Source organism: Caballeronia hypogeia, assembly GCF_001544875.2.
Classification (GTDB): domain Bacteria; phylum Pseudomonadota; class Gammaproteobacteria; order Burkholderiales; family Burkholderiaceae; genus Caballeronia; species Caballeronia hypogeia.
The window spans coordinates 142,728-163,890 of sequence record NZ_FCOA02000016.1 but is presented as its reverse complement, the minus strand read 5'-3'; the positions used below and the strand labels follow the sequence as shown (position 1 = coordinate 163,890).

The window sequence follows — 21,163 nt, the reverse complement described above, 5'->3', positions numbered from 1 at the left end:
CAAGGCATATCGACGCCTTGCGTTTCGACCCGCTGCGCGCGCCGCGTAGCGCGCCCATACGTTCGCATGACGTTCCCATGACGTTCCACTGAAAGGAGATCTCGTGATGAGCAAGCACTCCAGGAATGGCGCATCTGAATCCTCCGCGCTCGAGGGCGAGGAACTACGACTGATCGATGCATGGTGGCGCGCGTGCAATTACCTTGCTGCCGGCATGATCTTCCTGGCAGACAACCCGCTTCTGCGCGAGCCGCTCAAGTCCGATCACGTGAAGCGGCGCCTGCTCGGACACTGGGGCGCGAGCCCCGCGCTCTCGTTCGTGTGGACGCACCTGAACCGCCTGATCAAGCGCGACGACCTCGACGTGATCTTCATGGCCGGCCCCGGACACGGTGCGCCTGGCGTGCTCGGCCCGGCCTATCTCGAAGGCACCTACTCGGAGATTTATCCCGACAAGAGCGAAGATGTCGAAGGCATGCAGAAGTTCTTCAAGCAGTTCTCCTTTCCCGGACACATCGGCTCGCACGTGACGCCCGAAACACCGGGATCGATTCACGAAGGGGGCGAGCTCGGCTATAGCCTGTCGCATGCGTACGGTGCGGCGCTGGACAATCCGGAGCTGATCGTCGCCTGCGTCGTCGGCGACGGCGAAGCCGAAACCGGTCCGCTCGCCACGGCCTGGCATTCGAACAAGTTCATCAATCCGGCGCGCGACGGCGCCGTGCTGCCGATCCTCAATCTCAACGGCTACAAGATCGCCAATCCGACGATTCTTTCGCGCATCAGTCATCAGGAACTCGAAGCGCTATTCGTCGGCTATGGATACAAGCCGTATTTCGTCGAAGGATCGGACCACGAGGAAATGCATCGCAAGATGGCGGAAACACTCGATGCCGCCGTCGCCGAGATTCGCACAATCTGGGACAAGGCGCGCGCGGGCAACGACATCGAACGTCCGCGCTGGCCGATGATCGTGCTGCGCACGCCCAAGGGCTGGACCGGTCCGAAGGAGATCAACGGTCACAAGGTCGAAGGCTCGTGGCGCGCGCATCAGGTGCCGTTCTCGGACGTGCACAGCAATCCGGCGAATCTCGCAATCCTCGAACGCTGGATGCAAAGCTACAAGCCCGAAGAGCTGTTCGATGAAAACGGCCGCCTGCGCGACGAGATCCGCGCGATCGCGCCCGAAGGCGCGCGGCGCATGAGCGCGAATCTGCATGCGAACGGCGGCATGCTGCGCCGCGAACTGAAGATGCCCGACTTCCGCGACTACGCGGTCGATGTCGGTCAGGGCGGCAAGCTGCTCTACGAGAACACGCGGCCGCTCGGCGAGTTCCTGCGCGACATCATGCGCTGCAATATGCAATCGTTCCGCGTGTTCGGGCCTGACGAAACCGCGTCGAACCGCCTTCAGGCGATCTACGAAGTCAGCAAGAAAGTCTGGATGGCGGACATGCTGCCCGAGGACGACGACGGCGGCGAACTCTCGCGCGAGGGCCGCGTGATGGAAATGTTGTCCGAGCATACCCTGCTCGGCTGGCTCGAAGGTTATCTGCTATCCGGACGGCATGGCTTCTTTCACACCTACGAAGCCTTCGCGCATGTGATCGACTCGATGTTCAACCAGCACGCGAAATGGCTCGACATCTGCAAGAACCATGTACCGTGGCGCGCGTCGGTTTCATCGCAGAACATTTTGCTCTCGTCCACCGTGTGGCGGCAGGATCACAACGGCTTCTCGCATCAGGACCCGGGATTCATCGATCTCGTCACCAACAAGAGCCCGTCGGTTACGCGTGTGTATCTTCCGCCCGATGCCAACACGCTGCTCGTGGTCGCCGACCAGTGCTTGCGTTCGAGCGACTGCATCAACATCATCGTCGCGGACAAGCAGAAGCACTTGCAGTTCGCGACCATCGACGAAGCGATCGTCCACTGCGCGAAAGGCATGGGCGTGTGGCGGCGCGCAAGCACCGACGAAGGCGAGGAACCCGACGTCGTGCTGGCCTCCTGCGGCGACGTCGCGACGCAGGAAGCGCTGGCCGCCGCGGCGATCCTGCGCGAGCGTCTGCCGGAACTCAAGCTGCGCTTCGTGAACGTGGTCGACCTGTTCAAGATGCAGCCCGACACCGAGCATCCGCATGGCTCCAGCCCGCGCGAATTCGACAGCCTCTTCACGGTGGACAAACCCGTGATCTTCAACTTCCACGGCTATCCGTGGCTGATCCACAAGCTCGCTTATCGATTCCGCAATCACGAGAATCTGCATGTACGCGGCTATAAGGAAAAAGGCAACATCAACACGCCGCTCGAACTGGCGATCCTCAATCAGGTGGACCGCTTCAATCTCGTGATCGATGTGCTCGACCGCGTGCCGCGCCTGCGCGCCAGAACCGCTTATTTGCGTGAAGACATGAAGAACGCGATCATCCGCAATCTGGAATACGCGCATACGTACGGCACCGACAAGGCGGAAATCAACGAATGGGTGTGGCCGTTCTGATCAACTCGATTCCCTGAGCACACGAAGTTCCGGCTGCGCGGCGTTATCCGCCGGCGGCCGGTTTTCATTCGGCGATGTATGCACGTGCATCTGCGGCAGTTGCATCTCGATGCCCGCCTCGTCCATCTTGAGCTTGAGCCGCGCATTGAACGCGCGCGACACGCTCCATTGCTGCAGCGGCCGCGTCTTGATCTGCCCTTTCACGATCACGCAGTTCACATCGAAACGATCGAGCCCCCACACTTCGACCGGTGCGAGTATCTGATTGCGAAAGCGCAGGTCATCGGCCAGTTCAGCGCCGACTTCCGTGATCATGCGGGTGACGTCGTCCAGATTCGCGGAGAACGGCACCCGCACTTCGAACACCGCGTTGGCGAAATCGCGCGACAGGTTCTTCACGATCTTGATCTGCGAGAACGGAATGGTATGAACCGCGCCTTGTCCGTCGCGCAGGCGCACCGTGCGTATCGTGAGATCCATCACGGTGCCGGCATGGCCTCCGTCGATATCGATCCAGTCGCCCACCGAGATCGTCTCCTCGACGATGATGAAAAGCCCCGTGATCAGATCGGTGACGAGCGACTTCGCGCCGAAGCCGACCGCGAGACCGATCACGCCGGCGCCCGCGAGCAGCGGCGTCAGATTGATGCCGAGACTCGCCGCCGCGACGATGGCGGCGAGGCTCGCGACCGTCACGAAGATGCCGTTGCGCACCAGCGGCAACATGGTGCGCGCGCGCACGCCGGGACTGAGCGCCTTGTTGCGCGAACTGTTCGGGCCGAGCGCTTCGAGAATGATGGTGTCGATGAGAATCCAGATGAACCACGCACCGAACACGGTCGCCACGACCGCGATGAGCGCGTGCCTGAAACCCGGCGTCATCGCGCTGTGCTTGATGAGCCGCGCGATCGGCCCGCTCCATAGCTCCAGTTCGAAGCGCAGATACGCGAGCCAGATCACCAGCACGGCCAGCGTGCACGCGAAGCGCAGCAGCCTGGACAGATGCGGCGCGCGGCGTTGCGCGCGGGTGTCGCGGCGGCGCGTCAGATGCATCAGCAGCGCCGAGACGAACAGCGTCAGCACGAGCAGCGCGGCGCTCAGCAGCGAAGGCCGCAGCACATCGCCCTCCGCGCCACGCCCGTCGATGATCGCGACCACCGAGGCGACCGCGATCAGCAGGATCGGGATATGCCACAGCGACGCGAGAATATCGAGCGCTTCCGTCGCGAACTGATGATCGCGTCTGCGCGCATACGGTCGATTGCGGATCAGATGCGTGACGGGCCGCCGGTACGCGAGCGCGAACCAGCCGCTCAGCAAGGCCGCGGCGAGACTGGCGAAGGTCGAGACGACGCCCGCGAGATTGGGCCCGAGCTGACGCGTCACATCGGCGTTGGCGGTCGCGTCGCCGAGCGCGCCGCACGCGCCTATCGCGAACAGCGGCCAGAGCGTGTGCGTGAGCAACTGCTGCACGGCCACGCGCCGATGAGCGGTGCTGAACACCGAGAACACGATCATGCAGATCGCCGAAAAGATCGATCCCGCGACGATCGCATACGCGATCACGAGGCCGAGCGTGCGGCCGAGCGCGTCGGGCATCGCGCGCACGAACAGCAGCACCGCGATGAAGGCGACGACCCACGGCCCGGTCTGCCGCAACGCGAAGGTCAGCATGTCCATGGAAGTCGGATTCGGCGCGAGCGCGACGCCCCGGCCATAACGCGCGAACACGCGCCGCTGGAGATGGATCAGCAAGAACGCGCACACGCCCCAGCCGGCGAGCGTCGCCGCCATCCCGGCGAGAATCTGACCGGTCGATTCGCCGGTCGTGATATGACGCAGTTCATCGACGGCCGCGCCCGAGCGCGCCGCCCAGAAGCGCATCGGCGTGAGCCCTGAACTCAGATTGGTTTCGACGGATTGAATGCCCGAGGCGATCGCGCCGAGCAGGTCGCCATTGGCGGGCGTAGCTTGCGCGGCCGGCGTGGCCTTTTCGGTGGCATCGCGCAACACTTTCAATTGCGCGACGAACGCACTGCGTTGCGCATCGTTGTCGAGCGTGCCGATCAACGTGTTCAGTGAACGCACCATCTCGGCCTGGCTCGCGGGCGTCGGGGCGGACGCCGCCTGCGCATCCGCCGCCTTCGGCGAAATGAGTCCTTGCAAGGTCGCGGGCAGCGGCGCGGCGGTCGCGTTCATCGCGCCCGACAAGCACAGCAGCGCGCACGCCAGCGCGACGATCCACGCACGAGCCAGCCCAAGGTCTTGCCCCGCTTCGACGCGCGGCGCGAATGCGCTCATGGAGACTGCCTCCAGGAAGTCATCCCCGATCAGTTGGTTTCATTGCCATCGGCTCGTGTCGATTCGCGAGATTGCCCGCGAATTCGAAACGCTGCACGCGCGGCCTCTTCGGCTCTCGCGAGAAAGATTAGCTTATCGAAATCCGGCGTGCCATCGGCAATGCGCGTCGTCGTCGTCGTCGCGCGCGGCGAGCGACTTGCGTCAGTCGGTGCCGCCGCTCAGCACCACGCGCCTGAAGAACTGCCCTAGCACGTCCTCGGCAAATTGCGCCGGCACCGACTGCGGGTCGGACGAATAGAAGAACTGCACGCCGTCGCACAGCGCGATCAGGCCGAGCGCCATCTGTTCGGCGGGCATCGTGAGCGGCGTGCCGACACGCTCGGAAAACGCGCTGATGTAGTCGGTGGTGGTCTGGCGCAATTCGCGCATCAGCGCGTTGAAGCTCGCGCGGAATGTCGGGTCGCGGCTCGCGTGCAGCTTCGCTTCGACCCACAGCAAAAAGCACGCGTTGTTCTGATAGCACTCGCTGTAGTACTGCAGCACGCGCGCTTCCATGTCCGCGCGCGAGGCTTCGTCGTCCTCGAACAGGGTCGAGAGACGCTGCATGATCACGTCGTGATCGCGCTTGAGCACCTCGAGCAACAACTCGGCCTTGCTTGCGAAATTCGAATAAAACGCGCCGCGCGAATAGCCCGCGTCGGCAGCCACGTCCTCGACGCTCGATGCGCCGAAGCCCTTCTTCGTGAAGACTGCCTGCGCAGCGTCGAGCAGACGCTGGCGCGTCTGATCACGGCTCTGCTCGCGGGTGAGACGTACTGGTTTCATGCGCGAAAGTGTAGCATTGCGCAGCTTACAAATCCGACTTTGCATTCGAATACAAGTGTGTATTAGAATTCACGTCGTATTCACGTCCGGATCGCCGAAACCCTTGCCGGGCGGCGCTTTCAGGCCCTCGTCCTGAGCTGCGCCACCGGCTCGCTTTTCGAACCCGGGCGCCGGATCTTTCCTTGCATCGCCCACTGCCGCGCGACCGGTTTCATCAGGCGCGCCGCTCCCTGCCCTCGCGGGCGCCGAGGTTTTCGTGAAGCTCTTCCATGCCCCCGCGGCCGTCGTCGCGCGCGCTGCTCTGGTTCCCATCGCCTGTATTTCGCTCGTTGCGTGCCAGCGGCATGAAGCGCCCGCGCCCGCGCCGCGTCCCGTCGTCGCCGTGGCAGCGAAAGCGGACGGTCAGGCGAGCACCGCGAGCCTGCCCGGCCAGATTCAGCCGCGTTATTCGACGCCGCTGTCCTTTCGCATCAACGGCAAGATTCTCGAGCGGCGCGCGCGGCTCGGCGATATCGTGAAGGCCGGACAGGTCGTCGCCCGGCTCGATCCCGCCGATGTCGAAAAGAACAGCGCGAGCACCCGCGCGCAACTCGAAGCCGCCGAGCATCAGCTCGTCTATGCGAAGCAGCAACTCGGCCGCGATCGCGCGCAGGCCGCCGAAAACCTCATCGCCCCCGCGCAGCTCGAACAGACGCAGAACGCGTATGCGTCCGCGCTCGCGCAGCGCAATCAGGCGCAGCAGCAGGCGGGACTTTCCGCCGATCAGCTCCGTTACGCGACCCTCAGTGCCGATCACGCGGGCGTCATCACGGCCGAGCAAGCCGACACCGGCCAGAACGTCACGGCGGGTCAGGCCGTCTACACGCTCGCATGGAGCGGCGATATCGACGTGATCTGCGACGTACCCGAAGCCGCGCTCGGTGCGTTCGCCGTCGGCAACGAAGCCGCCGTCAGGCTCGCGGCGCTGCCGAAGCAGACCTTCAAGGCGCGCGTGCGCGAACTCTCGCCGGCCGCCGACACGCAAAGCCGCACCTGGCGCGCGAAGCTCACACTCGAAGCACCGACTTCCGACGTGCGTCTCGGCATGACGGCGGATATCGCGTTCGCAGCCACGAATGCGATGAAAGGCGCGTTCACGATTCCGTCGACGGCGCTGTTTCACGACAACGGCCATCCCGCCGTGTGGATCGTGAAGCAACCGGGCGACGCGCTCGAACTGAGACGCGTCGAGGTCGCGCGCTATGGCGAGCGCACGGTGACGCTCGCGGGCGGCGTGCAGGCGGGCGAGCGCATCGTGTGGCAAGGCGTGCATACGGTCTCCGCCGGTGAAAAGGTGCGGGTGGTCGCGCCGCTGCATCCCGAGGACTTCGCGTCATGAGCGAGCACCGCGAAGTCGACAACGCATATCGTCACGAAGAAGGCCGTTTCAATCTCTCGGCGTGGGCGCTCCGGCATCGCGCGCTCGTCGTGTTCCTGATCGCGATGGCGACGCTCTTCGGCATCCTCTCGTACACGCGGCTCGCGCAATCGGAAGATCCGCCGTTCACGTTCCGCGTGATGGTCATCCGCACGTTCTGGCCCGGCGCGACCGCGCGGCAGGTGCAGGAGGAAGTGACCGACCGCATCGCGCGCAAGCTGCAGGAAACGCCGAATACGGACTTCATGCGCAGCTATTCGCGCCCTGGCGAATCGCTGCTGTTCTTTCAGATGAAGGACTCCGCGCCCCCGAAGGACGTGCCCGAGGAGTGGTATCAGATTCGCAAGAAGGTGGGCGATATCGCCGCGACCTTGCCGCCCGGCGTGCAAGGCCCGTTCTTCAACGACGAGTTCGGCGACGTCTACACCAACATCTACGCGCTCGAAGGCGACGGCTTCTCGCCCGCGCAACTGCACGATTACGCGGATTCGTTGCGCACCGTGCTGCTGCGCGTGCCGGGCGTAGGCAAGGTCGACTACTTCGGCGAACAGGAGGAACGCGTCTATGTCGAGATTCCCAACACGACGCTCACGCGCCTGAACATCTCGCCGCAGCAGATCGCACAGGCGATCGACGGGCAGAACGCCGTGTCGCCGGCGGGCGTTCTGACGACGCCCAACGATCGCGTGTTCGTGCGTCCGAGCGGCCAGTTCAGGAGCGTCGACGCCCTCGCCGACACGCTCATCAACGTGAACGGCCGATCGTTCCGTCTGGGCGATATCGCGACGATCAAACGCGGCTACATCGATCCGCCCGTCACGCAGATGCGCTCGGCGGGGACGCCCGTGCTCGGCATCGGCGTCACGATGCAGCCGGGCGAGGACGTCGTGCGTCTCGGCAAGTCGCTCGATGCGGAGATGACGAAGCTGCGCGCGCAATTGCCCGCCGGGCTGAAGCTGACCGAAGTGTCCAGCATGCCGCATGCGGTCTCGAATTCGGTGGACGACTTTCTCGAAGCTGTGGCCGAAGCCATCATCATCGTGCTGATCGTGAGTCTGGTGTCGCTCGGCGTGCGCACGGGCATGGTCGTCGTGATTTCGATTCCGATCGTGCTCGCCGTGACCGCGCTCTTCATGTATCTGTTCGATATCGGCTTGCACAAGGTCTCGCTCGGCACGCTGATTCTCGCGCTCGGCCTGCTGGTCGATGACGCGATCATCGCCGTCGAGATGATGGCCGTGAAGCTCGAACAAGGGTGGAACCGCGCGCGCGCCGCCGCGTTCGCGTACACGAGCACCGCGTTCCCCATGTTGACCGGCACGCTCGTCACGGTCGCGGGCTTTCTGCCGATCGCGCTTGCGAAATCGAGCACGGGCGAATACACGCGTTCGATCTTCGAAGTATCGGCGATCGCGCTGATCGCATCGTGGCTCGCCGCAGTCGTGCTGATTCCGCTGCTCGGCTACCAGCTGCTTCCGGAGCGCAAGAAGCAAGCGCATCTGCCCGACGATCACGAGCACGACATCTACGACACGAAGTTCTATGGACGCCTGCGCCGCTGGGTCGGCTGGTGCGTGAAGCGGCGCTTCGTGGTGCTGGCGATCACCGTCGCGCTGTTCGTCATCGCGATGGCGGGCTTCTCGCTCGTGCCGCAGCAGTTCTTCCCGAGTTCGGATCGTCCCGAGTTGCTGATCGACGTTCGCCTGCAGGAAGGCGCATCGTTCGATGCGAGCTTGCGCGAAGCGAAGCGCCTCGAAGAGGCACTGAAGGGCCGCGATGAAATCGATCACGTGGTGAGCTTCGTCGGTACCGGCGCACCGCGCTTCTATCTGCCGCTCGATCAGCAATTGCCGACGCCCAACTTCGCGCAGTTCGTCGTCACCGCCAAGTCGGTCGAAGCGCGCGAAGCGCTCGCGCGCTGGCTCGACCCGATGTTGCGCGAGCGCTTCCCCGCCGTGCGCACGCGTCTGTCGCGGCTGGAAAATGGGCCGCCTGTGGGTTATCCGGTGCAGTTTCGCGTGAGCGGCGATGACATCGGCACGGTGCGTCACATCGCCGAACGCGTCGCCGCCGACATGCGCGCGGACTCGCGCACGACCAACGTGCAGTTCGACTGGGACGAGCCTTCGGAGCGCTCGGTGCGCTTCGAAATCGACCAGCAGAAGGCGCGCGATGCAGGCGTCACGTCGCAGGACATTGCAAGCTTCCTTGCGATGTCGCTGACTGGCACCACGGTCACGCAGTATCGCGAACGCGACAAGCTCATCAGCGTCGATCTGCGTGCGCCGCGCGCGGAACGCGTCGATCCGTCGAGACTCGCCACGCTCGCGATGCCCACACCGCATGGTCCCGTGCCGCTGGGCGCGCTGGGCCGCGTCGTCGATACGCTCGAATACGGCGTGATCTGGGAACGCGACCGCCAGCCGACCATTACCGTGCAATCGGATGTGAAGGGCGACGCGCAGGGCATCGACGTTACGCACACCATCGACAGGAAGCTCGACGAGATTCGCCATGCACTGCCGGTGGGTTATCGCATCGAGGTGGGCGGCCCGGTCGAGGAAAGCGGCAAAGGTCAGGCGTCGATCAACGCGCAGATTCCAGTCATGGTGATCGTCGTGCTCACGCTCCTGATGATCCAGCTGCAAAGCTTCTCGCGCGTGATGATGGTCGTGCTCACCGCGCCGCTCGGATTGATCGGCGTGGTCGCGACGCTGCTCGCATTCGGCAAGCCGTTCGGCTTCGTCGCGATGTTGGGCGTGATCGCCATGTTCGGCATCATCATGCGCAACTCGGTGATCCTGGTCGATCAGATCGAGCAGGACATCGCCTCCGGCCACGGGCGTTTCGACGCGATCATCGGCGCAACGGTGCGGCGCTTCCGGCCAATCACGCTGACGGCCGCCGCCGCCGTGCTCGCGCTGATTCCGCTTCTGCGCAGCAACTTCTTCGGCCCGATGGCGACCGCGCTGATGGGCGGCATCACGAGCGCGACCGTGCTCACCCTCTTCTTTCTGCCCGCGCTCTATGCCACGTGGTTCCGCGTGAAGCCCGACGAACGCGAAGGAGCATCGTCATGAATCGCACTTACGCGCTGATTGCCGTCTGCGCCATGCTCGGCGCATGCGCGCTCGGCCCCGATGGCAAGCCGCCCGCGATGCCGCAACCCGCGCACTATGGCGCACAGCCTCAGGCCGAGCTGAGCGTGATGGCCGAAGGCGCGTCGCAGCGCTTCGTGACGGGCGCCACGCCCGTGCCTGAATGGTGGAAGCTTTATCGATCGGATGCGTTGAACGCGCTCGTCGATGAAGGTCTGCGCGCCAGCCCGAATCTCGCTGCGGCGGACAAGGGCCTCGTCGCCGCGCGCGAGCAGTTGCGCGCGCAAGTGGGCTCGTCGCTGCTCCCGCGGATCGATGCCGGCGGCCAGGCAACGCGTCAGCGCGGCCTCGGCATTCCGGAGGCCGGTCCGCCTACCGTGCTCTACAACCTTTTCGTCGGGCAGATTCAGGCTCAATACACTTTCGATCTGTTCGGCGCGGCGCGCTACGAAAACGCATCGCTCGCCGCGCAAGTCGATCAACAGGCATTTCAGCTCGATGCGGCGCGGCGTGCGCTCGCGGCGAACATCGTCACCGGCGCGATCGGCGCGGCTGCGCTGCATGCTCAGCTCGACGTGACCGAACGACTCGTTGCGCTCGCCAACGACGACGCGCATGACGCCGAACGCCGCTACGCGCTCGGCTCCGCATCGCGCGCCGATATGCTCGCCGCGCAGCAGAACGCGGCGTCGCTCGCCGCTTCGTTGCCGGGCTTGAGCGCGCAATGGCTCGCGACGCGTCATGCTCTGGCCGTGCTGCTCGGACGCACGCCGGACCGGGCACCCGACGATCTCGACCTTACGGGCCTCACGGTGCCGTCCGACGTGCCGGTCGTGCTGCCCTCCGAACTGCTGCGAACGCGCCCCGACATTCAGGCCGCCGACAGCGCATTGAAGGCCGCCGCCGCGCAGGTCGGCGTCGCGACGGCGCAGATGTTCCCGAGCCTGTCGATATCCGCATCGATGGGCAAAGGCGGCTTCGACTGGCCGACCGCGCTCTCGGGCGCGGGGGCGCTGTGGAGCGTGGGCGCGTCGCTGTCGCAGCCGATTTTTCATGGCGGCGCGCTGCGCGCGCAACGGCGCGCGGCCATCGCCACGTATGACGCCGCCGTCGAGCAGTACCGGCAGACCGTGCTCGCGGCGTTCCAGAACGTCGCGAACACGCTGGCCGCGCTCGAAACCGACAGCGAAGCGCTCGCCTTCGCCGATACCGCGAGCAGCAAGGCACGCGATGTATCGGCGGATGCGGCGGCGCGCGTGCGTCTCGGCGCGATTGCGCCGCGCGCCGCGCGTGGCAGCGAGCAGCAATACCTCGATGCGCGCCTCTCCACGATCCGCGCGAGCAGCGCGCGCATGAGCGACACGGCAGCACTGTTCCAGGCGATGGGATCGCCCGTTGCATCAGCCGTTCGCGATGCGCAACAAGTATCGAAAGCACCATAAAGTAAAGCGAATTCGCTCCGTAAACAGCTTGAAAGAAAGAGGCTTTGCAACTGTCTACGGGGAGTTCGATACATGAAGGTAGTCACGAAACTGGGCCTGAGCTTCGGCACGGTGCTGTCGATGCTGGGCGCGGTGCTTGCCTTCGGGCTCGTCAGCATGGCGCAGATCCAGGCGCGGTTCGACGAAGTGGTCGAGGTCAACAACGAGGAAGCGCGGCTCGCGCACGCGCTCGCGCTTTCGATCAGCGACCGGATGATCGCGCTGCGCAATATCGCGCTGCTGAGCGACATCGCGGCGGTCGAAGCGGAGAAGGAACGCATCCGCACGCAGGCGCGGGGTTACGCACAGTCGTTCGATACGCTCGGCGCACGCTTCAAGGCCGATCACGCAACGGCCGAAGAATTCGCCCTGCTCGACAAGCTGCGCGCGAGCGAATCCGCCGCCGCGCCGATCATCGGGAAAGCCATATCGCTTGCGGAAGCGCGCGAGCAACAAGCCGCGATTCGCGTGCTGATCGACGAATTGCGCCCGGTGCAGCGCAACTGGATGAACGCCGCGCGCGAGATGGTCGCGCTGCAGGACGAGCAGAACCGGATTGCGAACCGCGACGCGGACGCCGCCTACGCGCGCGCACGCATGATCATGATCGCGCTCGGCGTGCTCGCGGCGCTGTCCGGCATCGCGGCCGCGCTCATCATCACGCGCGACCTCACGTGCGCGCTCGGCGGCGAGCCGGGCGAAGCCAAGGCGCTCGCGGCGCGCATCGCGCAAGGCAATCTGCGCGAGCCGATCAACGTCGCACATCGCAATCCCGACAGCCTGATGGTCTCGCTCGAAACCATGCGCACGCGCCTCAACACGATCGTGCTCGGCATTCAGGCGTCGAGCGCGGCGATCGCCGAAGCGGCTGGGGAAATCGCGCAGGGCACCGTCGATCTGTCGAAGCGCACCGAGTCGCAGGCGGCGTCGCTGGAAGAAACGGCGGCAAGCATGGAGGAGCTCGCGAGCACCGTCGCCCGCAACGCCGACAACGCGTCCGCCGGCACCGACGCCGCGACCCGCGCGTGCGGCGACGCAACCCGCGGCGGCGATACCGTCAGCGATGTCGTCGCCACGATGCGTGGCATCGCGCAGGCATCGTCGCATATGGCGGACATCATCGGCGTGATCGAGGGCATCGCGTTTCAGACCAATATTCTCGCGCTCAACGCCGCCGTGGAAGCGGCGCGCGCGGGCGATCAGGGACGCGGCTTCGCAGTCGTGGCCGGCGAAGTGCGCGCGCTCGCGCAGCGCAGCGCCGTGGCCGCGAAAGAGATCAAGGCGCTCATCGAGGATTCGACCGCGCGCGTCTCGAACGGCTCGGCGCTGGTCGAGCATGCGGGCGGCACCATCGAAGGGCTGGTTGCATCGGTGAACCGCGTGACGGCGATCATGAACGAAGTGGCCGCCGCGTCCGGCGAGCAGCGCATGGGCATCGATCAGGTCAACGTGGCCGTCGCGCAGATGGATGAAGTCACGCAGCAGAACGCGGCGCTCGTCGAGGAAGCGTCGGCCGCCGCGCAGTCGCTCGCGGAACAGGCCGAGTCGTTGCGGCAGGCGGTTGCGGTGTTTCAGGTGGAGAAGGTGGAGTACGTCGCGTGCATCGCGTGATGGCGAGGGTTACGCGAGCCAGCAGTATGCCAGCGTAGCCTCGGCCAGGGCGATGATCGCCAGAATCGGCACGGGCGCGATGAGCGGCATCGGCGTCGATGCGGCCTGATACGTCGCCGCGCCCGGGCACCGCGACGAAGCGGAGGCCGCTCCACCCGATTTCGCGTGGCGCAGCAGTCGGCGATTTCGAATACGCACGAACTCATCGCGTACGCGGCGAGCGAATTGCGTATTTCGAAGAATGCAACCGGACGCCAGACTACACCACTTCAGTTCGTACCTGTGACTCCGCCTTCACGGCCGACCTGACGATTCGGCTGCACGATCGATGCCCGTTTATCGGCCGCGCCGCCAGCATGAAAGGCGAGCCTATACGTCGAAATGGTTTTTCAAGACGTCGACGATGCGGCCCGACGCGAATCCATCGCCGTAGGGCGACACGCCACGCGCCATGCGTTTGTACTCGGCCGGGTCGTCCAGCAGACGCTGCACACTGCTGACGATCTCGTCGTAGTCGGTTCCGACGAGTTTCACCACGTCGTGCGCGACGGCTTCGGGACGCTCGGTCTCGCGCCTCATCACGAGCACCGGCTTCGCGAGCGCCGGCGCTTCCTCCTGCACGCCACCCGAGTCGGTCAGTATCAGATGCGCCTGCTTCATCGCTGCGACGAAGGGCAGGTAATCGAGTGGTTCGCACAAAGTAATGCGCGGGTGACCGCTCAGTTGCGCATAGGCAGCGTCACGGACATTCGGATTCGGATGAACCGGATACAGTATGTGCACGTCCAAATTCTTGTCGGCAACGGACTTGATCGCACGCAGGATGCCCTGGAACGCTTCGCCGAAATTTTCGCGACGATGCGAAGTCACGAGAATGAGCCGTTGTTCACCCTTATAGGGCGACGCGTCGTCGCAACGGTCGGCCACGTGCAGCAGCGCGTCGATGACCGTATTGCCCGTGACGTGAATGGCCGACTCCTCGATGCCTTCCCTCATAAGGTTGTCTTTCGAACCCTGCGTAGGCGCGAAGTGCCAGCGCGCCAACCGGCTGGCGACAACGCGGTTCATTTCCTCCGGGAACGGATTGGATAGATCGCCCGTGCGTAGACCAGCCTCGACGTGACCGAATGGAATGCGCCGGTAGAAGCAGGCCAGGGCGGCCGTCAGTACGGTGGTCGTGTCGCCTTGCGCAAGCAGCACATCAGGCTGCTCCGACTCCAGCACCTCATCCAGCCTCGTGGTGAGGCGCGCCGTCAGTGTCGGCAAGGACTGGTTAGGCTGCATGATATCCAGGTCGATATCGGCTTTGATATCGAACAGGCGCAACACCTGATCCAGCATGCCGCGATGCTGGGCCGTCGCCAGGACACGACATTCCGCCCACGTTTCTTGCTGAAGCCGTTTGATGAGCGGCGCCATCTTGACGGCTTCCGGGCGGGTTCCTACTGTGACAATAACCTTGCGTCTCTTCACAACGATTTCCAGTTCAAGTTTCGATGATGAATCCGCCTATGCGCATAGCGGCACACCCGGATGATGTTTCTATCGTCCAATGAGCTTCAGAATGGCATTTCTCGTGCGCCAGGTTTTGGTGCGCATCATGGCATCCAGTTGCCCCTTAAGGTCGCTTGCAGCGTTCCGTGCTTCCGTCAGCGCGATGTCCCGTTGCGGGCCTTCCTGCGCCAGCGCATCCGCGCGCTCCCTCGCGTGGGCAAGGGCGTTTCGCAGGCGCTCCGCCTCGATCGCCGGCTGGCCGGCTTCCGCCCTAATCCGCTCCAACTCCCTCGCGTACTCGTACGCTTGCTCTCGGACCCGCTCCAAGTCTGCTGCGCTTTCGAGTGCTTTCGCCTGGGCGCGCGCGAGGTCCTCACGATCATCGCTCGCCTTCTGCAAGCACTGGTCAAGTTGAGTCTTCATGGTGTCGCGATCCGCTGTGAGTCCATGCGCGATGGCGTCGCCCTTTGCACGCAAGTCGGCCAGTTCCTTGCACTCGTTTTCGAGCCGCGCATGCACAGCCGCCAGTTCGCTCCGCGTCCGAGACAACTCTTCGGCCCGAAAACGACACTCCTCGGCCATTTGACGGGTACGCGTCTGCGCGAAATCCTCGTAACTGTCGTCCCCCACGAAGAGATTCTTCAGATGGGGGCGCCCGTCCCCCAGCGCGGATAAACGCGCATAGACCACAAGGATCTGCTTGCCATTCCAGAAGTCGATGTTCACCTTGGCGGCGTCCACTACGCGGCAAGCCACCGCCGAGAAACCGGGCGCCGGTGACACAGGCAAGTTGTCGAAGTCGAAGGTGAAAAAGTGCTCGGAGATTCTCACGTACTCTTGAAACGGAAGGAGTACCACGAGATACCGTCTTGCTCGCTGCGCCAGATTCGCCATTACCTCGAACGGGCGATCGAAGTGCTCGAGTGTATTGGAAGAGAACACGATATCGTATTCCTCCATCTGATCGACGGACTGCGTTTTGAACCGTGCCTCGGGGAAAGCGGCGCGCGCCTTCTCGATTGCGACCTCCGAAATGTCGACGCCGGTGATCGAAGTCGTACCGATCCATTTACCCAGTTCGTCCACGCCCTGCCCTTCAGCACAGCCCCAGTCGCAGACCTCCAGTTCTTCTTGCCGGATCTGCTCCTTCAGCCACGCCGGCATGGCCTTCGCGGCGATCATGGCAAAGAACCGGGTTTGCTCGTGTCCGCCGGCGGAAACCCAGTCTGTCGAGAACCGGTTGTCCCAGTATTGCTTCGAGTTGATGTCTTTCATCAAGCGCTCGTATATGGTGGTTGTCGAAAAGGAGCGTGGCGCACGCGTCTCGCCGTGCACAATGCCCGCTGCATCTTTATTCCACTTCGAGCGTGCTTTCGATGACGTCTCGCCAACGCCTTTCCCACTCCGCCTTGGAAAAGGCCGTGGCCGATGCGAGGCCGTTTCTCGCGAGCGCTGCCAGCCTGACGCGATCGTCGGCTAGCTCTTCGATGGCGGCAGCGAGCTCCATGTAGTCCGCGCGAATCAGCCTGCCGTTATAGCCGTCGACGATAAGATTCGGCAGGCCGCCGACGTTCGTCGCGATAACAGCGTTGTTCGTCGCCAGCGCCTCGATGCAGGACAGTGATGTGCCCTCCGAATACATGGTGGGAACGAGTGCGATATGACTTTCGACGTACGCCTTGTGCATGTCTTCCATGTCGTACTCGATCCACGTCACCTTGGTCGGGTGCCGGTCCATGAACGCTTTTACCGCGTCCGCATCCGCGTCGATTGCCTGCCCGCACAGGATCAGTCTTAGATCGGAGCGGCGCTCGAAAAGCACGTCGAATGCGTTGATCGTGAGATATAGCCCGCGCGCCTCATACAGTCTGCGCGGGAGCAGCACGCAGATCTCGTCCTGATCGAAATCCTTGGGGTACGGCTTGAAGGAATCCATGTCCACATAGTTCGGCACATAGGTGAGCGTGTTCGCGAGTCCCCAGTCGTACGTGCGCAGCCAGTTGATGAAGTTCGTGTCTACGCATACGCACTGATTGCTGTTTCGTAATGCACTGAACAGGCTCTCGTAGCGAGCCTTGTCGAAGTTGCCGAGGCTGTTGGTCGCCGCGTCCCAATGAATACCGTGATTAATCGAAATGACGCGCGTGAACTTGCCGAGAGATGCTGCCAGTTCCGTGGGCGAAGCGATAATCAGATCGGATTCGGCGCAGATTTCCGCGTACTTGCTCGACATCACGCCGAAATCATAGCCATTCGCGGCCTTCACGCCGATGACCTTTACGCCGCGGAAATCGCGCTCGAACGGTTCCCATGCATTCTGCAGAAGCCGCACATTGCAGCCCATGCCCCGCAGCAGCATGGCGAGATCGTAGACGTAGCGCTCGGCGCCGCCTTTGAAGACAGTCTCGCCCTTCCAGTCATAGAAGTTGACGTTGACGATGTCAACGTTCATAGATTTGCGTACAGCGCCCATCAGCCTGTCGCCAAGATTTCCCGCATTCACCTCCTCTAGCAGCGGCCCGTGCAGCACCGGCCACGAGTGCTGGCGCGCCACTTCGACGGACGCGTCCGTATAAGCGTGCGCCCATTCTTCGCTTGCGAGAACCTCGACAAAACTGACGCCCGACGCCACCATCACAGCGTCGTCGTATTCGAGGATGGTTTTCGTGGGGGTGGCGACGACGGGCTTTCCAGCAGCCAGATACTCGAACAACTTGAGCGGCGATACCGGATCGGTCTTCTCGCTGACGATGAAAGGCACAATACCGACTTCGACCCACGCGAGATAGTGCTTCAACTGGGCATAGGGTTTGGTGCCGAGGTGGATGAAGTTGTCGAACGTGCCGAGATTCGCCATGCGCTCTTGCACACGCGGTAGGAATTGCGGCTCGAAAGCCACCACAGGGCCGACGAACAGCAGAACCACGTTATCCAGGCGCACCAGTTCGTCAAGTAGATCGAAGTCGATCAGTTCGGAAATTGCGCCGTGGTAGCCCACGACCCGACGCCCGCGCACCAGCTCGTGCAGTCGCTCGGGCACGTTGCATCGCGTTCGATCTCCACTGCGAAAGTCGTCGGCGTAAACACCGTTCTCGAGCAGCAGCGGATTCGCGACCTTCGCCTTGTTCTCATCGAACAGCTTCTTCGAGGAAAACAGGCAGACATTGGCCGTCTCGAGCATCACCTCGTGATCGAGACGCATCACCTCGGAATAGTTTGCAAAGATCGTCAGATCGTCGAGGACGTCGTAGATGACGAAAGCTTCGCGGCAGATTTCGGCACAGTACCGGAAGCCCGGCCAGTGAAGATACAGTGTGACAGGTTCGTGCTGATAGTAAGCAAGGAAGTCTTCCACCATATTCGACACGTAGAGGTTCTTCTCTTGCGGTCGGATGACCGGGTAGGCCCCGCCGAATTCGAGCATGATGCAGAGATAACCGGCACGGGCGAACTCCGCCATGAGGTGATCCGGACGCTGCTTCAGAGACAGGTCATAAGCAACGGGACATAGCACGACACCCCGGCGAACCGGGTGCGAAGCCAGCAAGCGGGCGATCTGATGTCTTCTTTGCTTCGACGGGTCGTTGATGTATGCGGTGAAGTGACCCGCTTGCGCGCGCGTGTGCCGCTCGTACTCTCCATTCGTCGCAGCCGGCTGTTCAAGCAACGAGGGTGTCCCGGTCACATGCGCTGGCGTCGCTCCCTTCGCGCGCGCAGCAACCGCATAGGCCGCCCTCGCGATGCGCCGAAGCGGCGCCGTAATTCTCCAGGAGCTGCTGTCGAAAACTTCACCGAGCGTAATCTGAATGCGCTCGCGCTCACGCGTTTCATGCGCCAGGCTATTCGACGTAACTTTCAGCTTGTGTCTGAGAGCGCTTATTTCCTCAATCGTCTCAGAGAGACGTCTGGCGAGCGCGAATCGGTCCTTGCGCGCGAGGCGCTGTTTCAACGCCCTCTGACGGAGGTCATCGTCCAGTGCATTTTCGCCCGATCCCGCCGCAACTTCTTCCCTGCGCACGTCCAACTCGGATCTACTCATAGCTCTACTCATTGTTTCACACTTGCTCATTTCTCACCTCTTTGCCGCGCCCTGCACACCGATTACTCATGGCCTGGTCAGAAGTCCACTTTCCACATTGATCTTCTCGGTTATCTCAGACAAGAACATTCCGTATCGGTCACCGCCGACATACGACGAGAAGTAGCTCGCCCCTTCGATGTACTCGTAGTAGTGCGGCACACGCGACGTCCTGTCTTCCAGCGCCGCAACGAGCAAATACCGCCCGTTGTTGAGCTGGTTCTTGAGACGGAATTCAAGCTCGAATTTCGACGCTTCGAAACTGAAGTCGATCGCTTTCTCGTCATGTGTCGTCCGCACGATCAAATCGGTGCCTTTCGTATCCTTGATCGAAAACGCAACGCTCAGATTCGTTCGATCGATATCCTCCGGCAAGCGAACCGAGATGCGTACAAAAATGTCATCGAACTCCGAAAACACCGTCTGACGTACCCCGAGATGATCGAATACACCCGCCGAAACGATCGATCCAATATGCGAGCCCCAGTGATTGATCGGCCCGGCGCTCTCTCGCGACGACTGACACATCTCGTCGTCAGGCCTCGTGGACGCGGTGTCGTGGCGAACCACGGCATCGGATGCATCGTCAGCGGCTTCGCCTTCCGACATGAACTGGGTGTACTGCGCGGTGACAGCAAAGGCGCTTCCCATCATGCGTACGCTGCCGCGATCCAGCCAGATGGCACGCTCACACAGGTTGCGCACCGACCCAACGTCGTGGGAGACGAAAAGGATCGTCACGCCCGCCTCCTTCATCTCGCGAATCTTGTTGAAACATCTGGCCTGAAAGCGTGCGTCTCCGACCGCAAGCGCTTCATCGATGATCAGAACGGCTGGATCGACATGAATCGCAACCGCAAACGCGAGGCGGACATACATGCCGCTCGAATACGTCTTCACGGGTTGATCGATAAACTCACCGATTTCGGCGAATTCCTCGATGCTGGCGAACTTCTCGTCGATCTCCGCCGAGGTCATTCCGAGCATGGCGGCGTTCAGGTAGACGTTCTCGCGCCCGGAGAACTCAAGATTGAACCCCGCGCCCAGCTCCAGCAATGCGGCGACCCGTCCATTCACCTCGATCGCGCCGGAGTTTGGCCTCAGCGTGCCGCAAACGATCTGCAAGAGGGTCGATTTGCCCGAGCCGTTTTGGCCGATGATGCCGACGGTTTCGCCCCGACCGACCGAGAATGAAACATCGCGCAAAGCCCAGAACTCCTTCGCGTATTTACGGCTTCCGGGGAAGATGATGTGCTTGAGACGATCAACCGGTGTCTCATAGATGGCGAAGCGCTTTGAAGCGCCTCGCACCTGAATAGTGGACTCCGCGGAGGAATCAGCTCGCGACATGTCCGGATTCGCAGGCGCGTTACAGGACATCGGCGAATCCTTCTCGCGTCTTCTGAAACCACGCAAGGCATAGCCACGCAAACACCACACTGCACAACATGTAGACACCAATGCCGCCGAAGTCAGGCAGCGCCCCCGCGATCATCACCGCCCGCGCCTGCTCGACGATGAATGTAAGCGGATTGGCGAGGATCAATGCGCGAAAGGCGGGCGAAAGCGTATCGATGGAATAGAACACGGGCGATAAAAACATCAGCATGGACGAAAGGAGTCCCGTCACATAGGTCAGGTCGCGGATATAAACGCCTGTCGCGGCGAAAAGCCAGCCCACGCCGACGCTCACAAATGCAAGCGGGATGACGATGATCGGCAGAAAAATGACGGTCCAGCAAATCTGCTGGTAGACGCACAGGGCGAAAGCAGCCCAGACAACCAAACTCATGAGCAGATGAAATGCGGCAGACCCGACGGTGATCCAGGGCAGAACCTCGATCGGAAAGATCACTTTCGTCACGTAGTTCGCGTTGGACGTGATGACCGTTGGAGCCTTGGTCAAACATTCAGCAAAGAAATTGAAGAACATCAATCCTGCAAAGAGGATTACCGCAAACTGAAAGCTGTCTGTTGTGCCGGGCCAGCGGGACTTCAAAAGCGTGCCGAAAACCACTGTGTACATTGCAAGCATGATTAGCGGCTGGACAATGGACCACGCGAGGCCCCCTACAGAACCACGATATCGGCCTAGGATTTCCCGCTTCGTCAACGCATAAATGAGGCGTCGATTTCGCCAGGGAACAATAAAGAGCGTACTGAAACCAGCACGCTGTCGGCTTTCATCGCGGCCGTTGTGTTTATATGTAAAACTCATATTGACGTTTGAGCTTTGCTGGGGGCGATCCGAACTGCGGGATTAGCGAGAACACGTTCCGGGTCGCCGCTGGCGCACTCGCTGATTTGGGCGCTTTCGGACATGCCTCTCGACAAACGCCGACGGCGATGCACCAC

At 62.6% G+C, this 21,163-nt stretch carries 13 protein-coding genes; 5 read left to right on the top strand and 8 right to left on the bottom strand.

Going from position 1 to position 21,163, the window contains the following annotated elements; genetic code table 11:
* Positions 1–106 precede the first annotated feature (106 nt).
* Positions 107–2,503 carry a phosphoketolase family protein gene (locus AWB79_RS22720; protein ID WP_061169687.1) on the top strand — a complete coding sequence of 799 codons (2,397 nt, stop codon included), beginning with the start codon at positions 107–109 and terminating at the stop codon, positions 2,501–2,503.
* On the opposite strand, the gene AWB79_RS22715 is transcribed toward AWB79_RS22720, so the two are convergent.
* Entirely contained in the window at positions 2,504–4,804 is a 2,301-nt protein-coding gene (locus tag AWB79_RS22715) for a mechanosensitive ion channel family protein (RefSeq protein WP_061169686.1), read from the bottom strand.
* A 201-nt stretch (positions 4,805–5,005) separates the two neighbouring features.
* Positions 5,006–5,629, bottom strand: coding sequence for a TetR/AcrR family transcriptional regulator (locus AWB79_RS22710; protein ID WP_061169685.1), 624 nt, complete (start codon positions 5,627–5,629; stop codon positions 5,006–5,008).
* A gap of 256 nt (positions 5,630–5,885) precedes the next feature.
* Between AWB79_RS22710 and AWB79_RS22705 the strand changes: the two genes are divergently transcribed.
* The 4 genes from AWB79_RS22705 (at position 5,886) to AWB79_RS22690 (ending at position 13,236) form a co-directional block, all read left to right on the top strand.
* Entirely contained in the window at positions 5,886–7,007 is a 1,122-nt protein-coding gene (locus AWB79_RS22705) for an efflux RND transporter periplasmic adaptor subunit (RefSeq protein WP_061169684.1), read from the top strand.
* Positions 7,004–10,126 carry an efflux RND transporter permease subunit gene (locus tag AWB79_RS22700; RefSeq protein WP_061169683.1) on the top strand — a complete coding sequence of 1,041 codons (3,123 nt, stop codon included), beginning with the start codon at positions 7,004–7,006 and terminating at the stop codon, positions 10,124–10,126. Before AWB79_RS22705 ends, AWB79_RS22700 begins: the two co-directional genes overlap by 4 nt.
* Positions 10,123–11,586 (top strand): efflux transporter outer membrane subunit, encoded by a 1,464-nt coding sequence (locus tag AWB79_RS22695; protein WP_061169682.1) that lies wholly within the window; start codon positions 10,123–10,125, stop codon positions 11,584–11,586. The genes AWB79_RS22700 and AWB79_RS22695 overlap by 4 nt, the downstream gene beginning before the upstream one ends.
* Positions 11,587–11,658: 72 nt before the next feature.
* Positions 11,659–13,236 carry a methyl-accepting chemotaxis protein gene (locus AWB79_RS22690; protein ID WP_061169681.1) on the top strand — a complete coding sequence of 526 codons (1,578 nt, stop codon included), beginning with the start codon at positions 11,659–11,661 and terminating at the stop codon, positions 13,234–13,236.
* 9 nt (positions 13,237–13,245) lie between these two features.
* On the opposite strand, the gene AWB79_RS22685 is transcribed toward AWB79_RS22690, so the two are convergent.
* From AWB79_RS22685 to AWB79_RS22660, 6 genes are all read right to left on the bottom strand, one after another.
* The gene (locus AWB79_RS22685) at positions 13,246–13,434 is read right to left on the bottom strand and encodes a hypothetical protein (RefSeq protein WP_061169680.1); all 189 of its coding nucleotides are present in this window, start codon (positions 13,432–13,434) and stop codon (positions 13,246–13,248) included.
* A 171-nt stretch (positions 13,435–13,605) separates the two neighbouring features.
* Positions 13,606–14,709, bottom strand: coding sequence for a non-hydrolyzing UDP-N-acetylglucosamine 2-epimerase (gene wecB / locus AWB79_RS22680; protein WP_074169415.1), 1,104 nt, complete (start codon positions 14,707–14,709; stop codon positions 13,606–13,608).
* 69 nt (positions 14,710–14,778) lie between these two features.
* Complete coding sequence (locus AWB79_RS22675; RefSeq protein WP_061169678.1) at positions 14,779–16,005, bottom strand: class I SAM-dependent methyltransferase; 1,227 nt, start codon at positions 16,003–16,005, stop codon at positions 14,779–14,781.
* A 76-nt stretch (positions 16,006–16,081) separates the two neighbouring features.
* Positions 16,082–18,769, bottom strand: coding sequence for a glycosyltransferase (locus tag AWB79_RS22670; RefSeq protein ID WP_232470971.1), 2,688 nt, complete (start codon positions 18,767–18,769; stop codon positions 16,082–16,084).
* Between the two features lie 66 nt (positions 18,770–18,835).
* Positions 18,836–20,158: an ABC transporter ATP-binding protein gene (locus AWB79_RS22665; protein WP_061169677.1), complete on the bottom strand. Its 1,323-nt coding sequence runs from the start codon at positions 20,156–20,158 to the stop codon at positions 18,836–18,838.
* Between the two features lie 19 nt (positions 20,159–20,177).
* Complete coding sequence (locus tag AWB79_RS22660) at positions 20,178–20,921, bottom strand: ABC transporter permease (RefSeq protein WP_232470975.1); 744 nt, start codon at positions 20,919–20,921, stop codon at positions 20,178–20,180.
* Between the last annotated feature and the right edge of the window lie 242 nt (positions 20,922–21,163).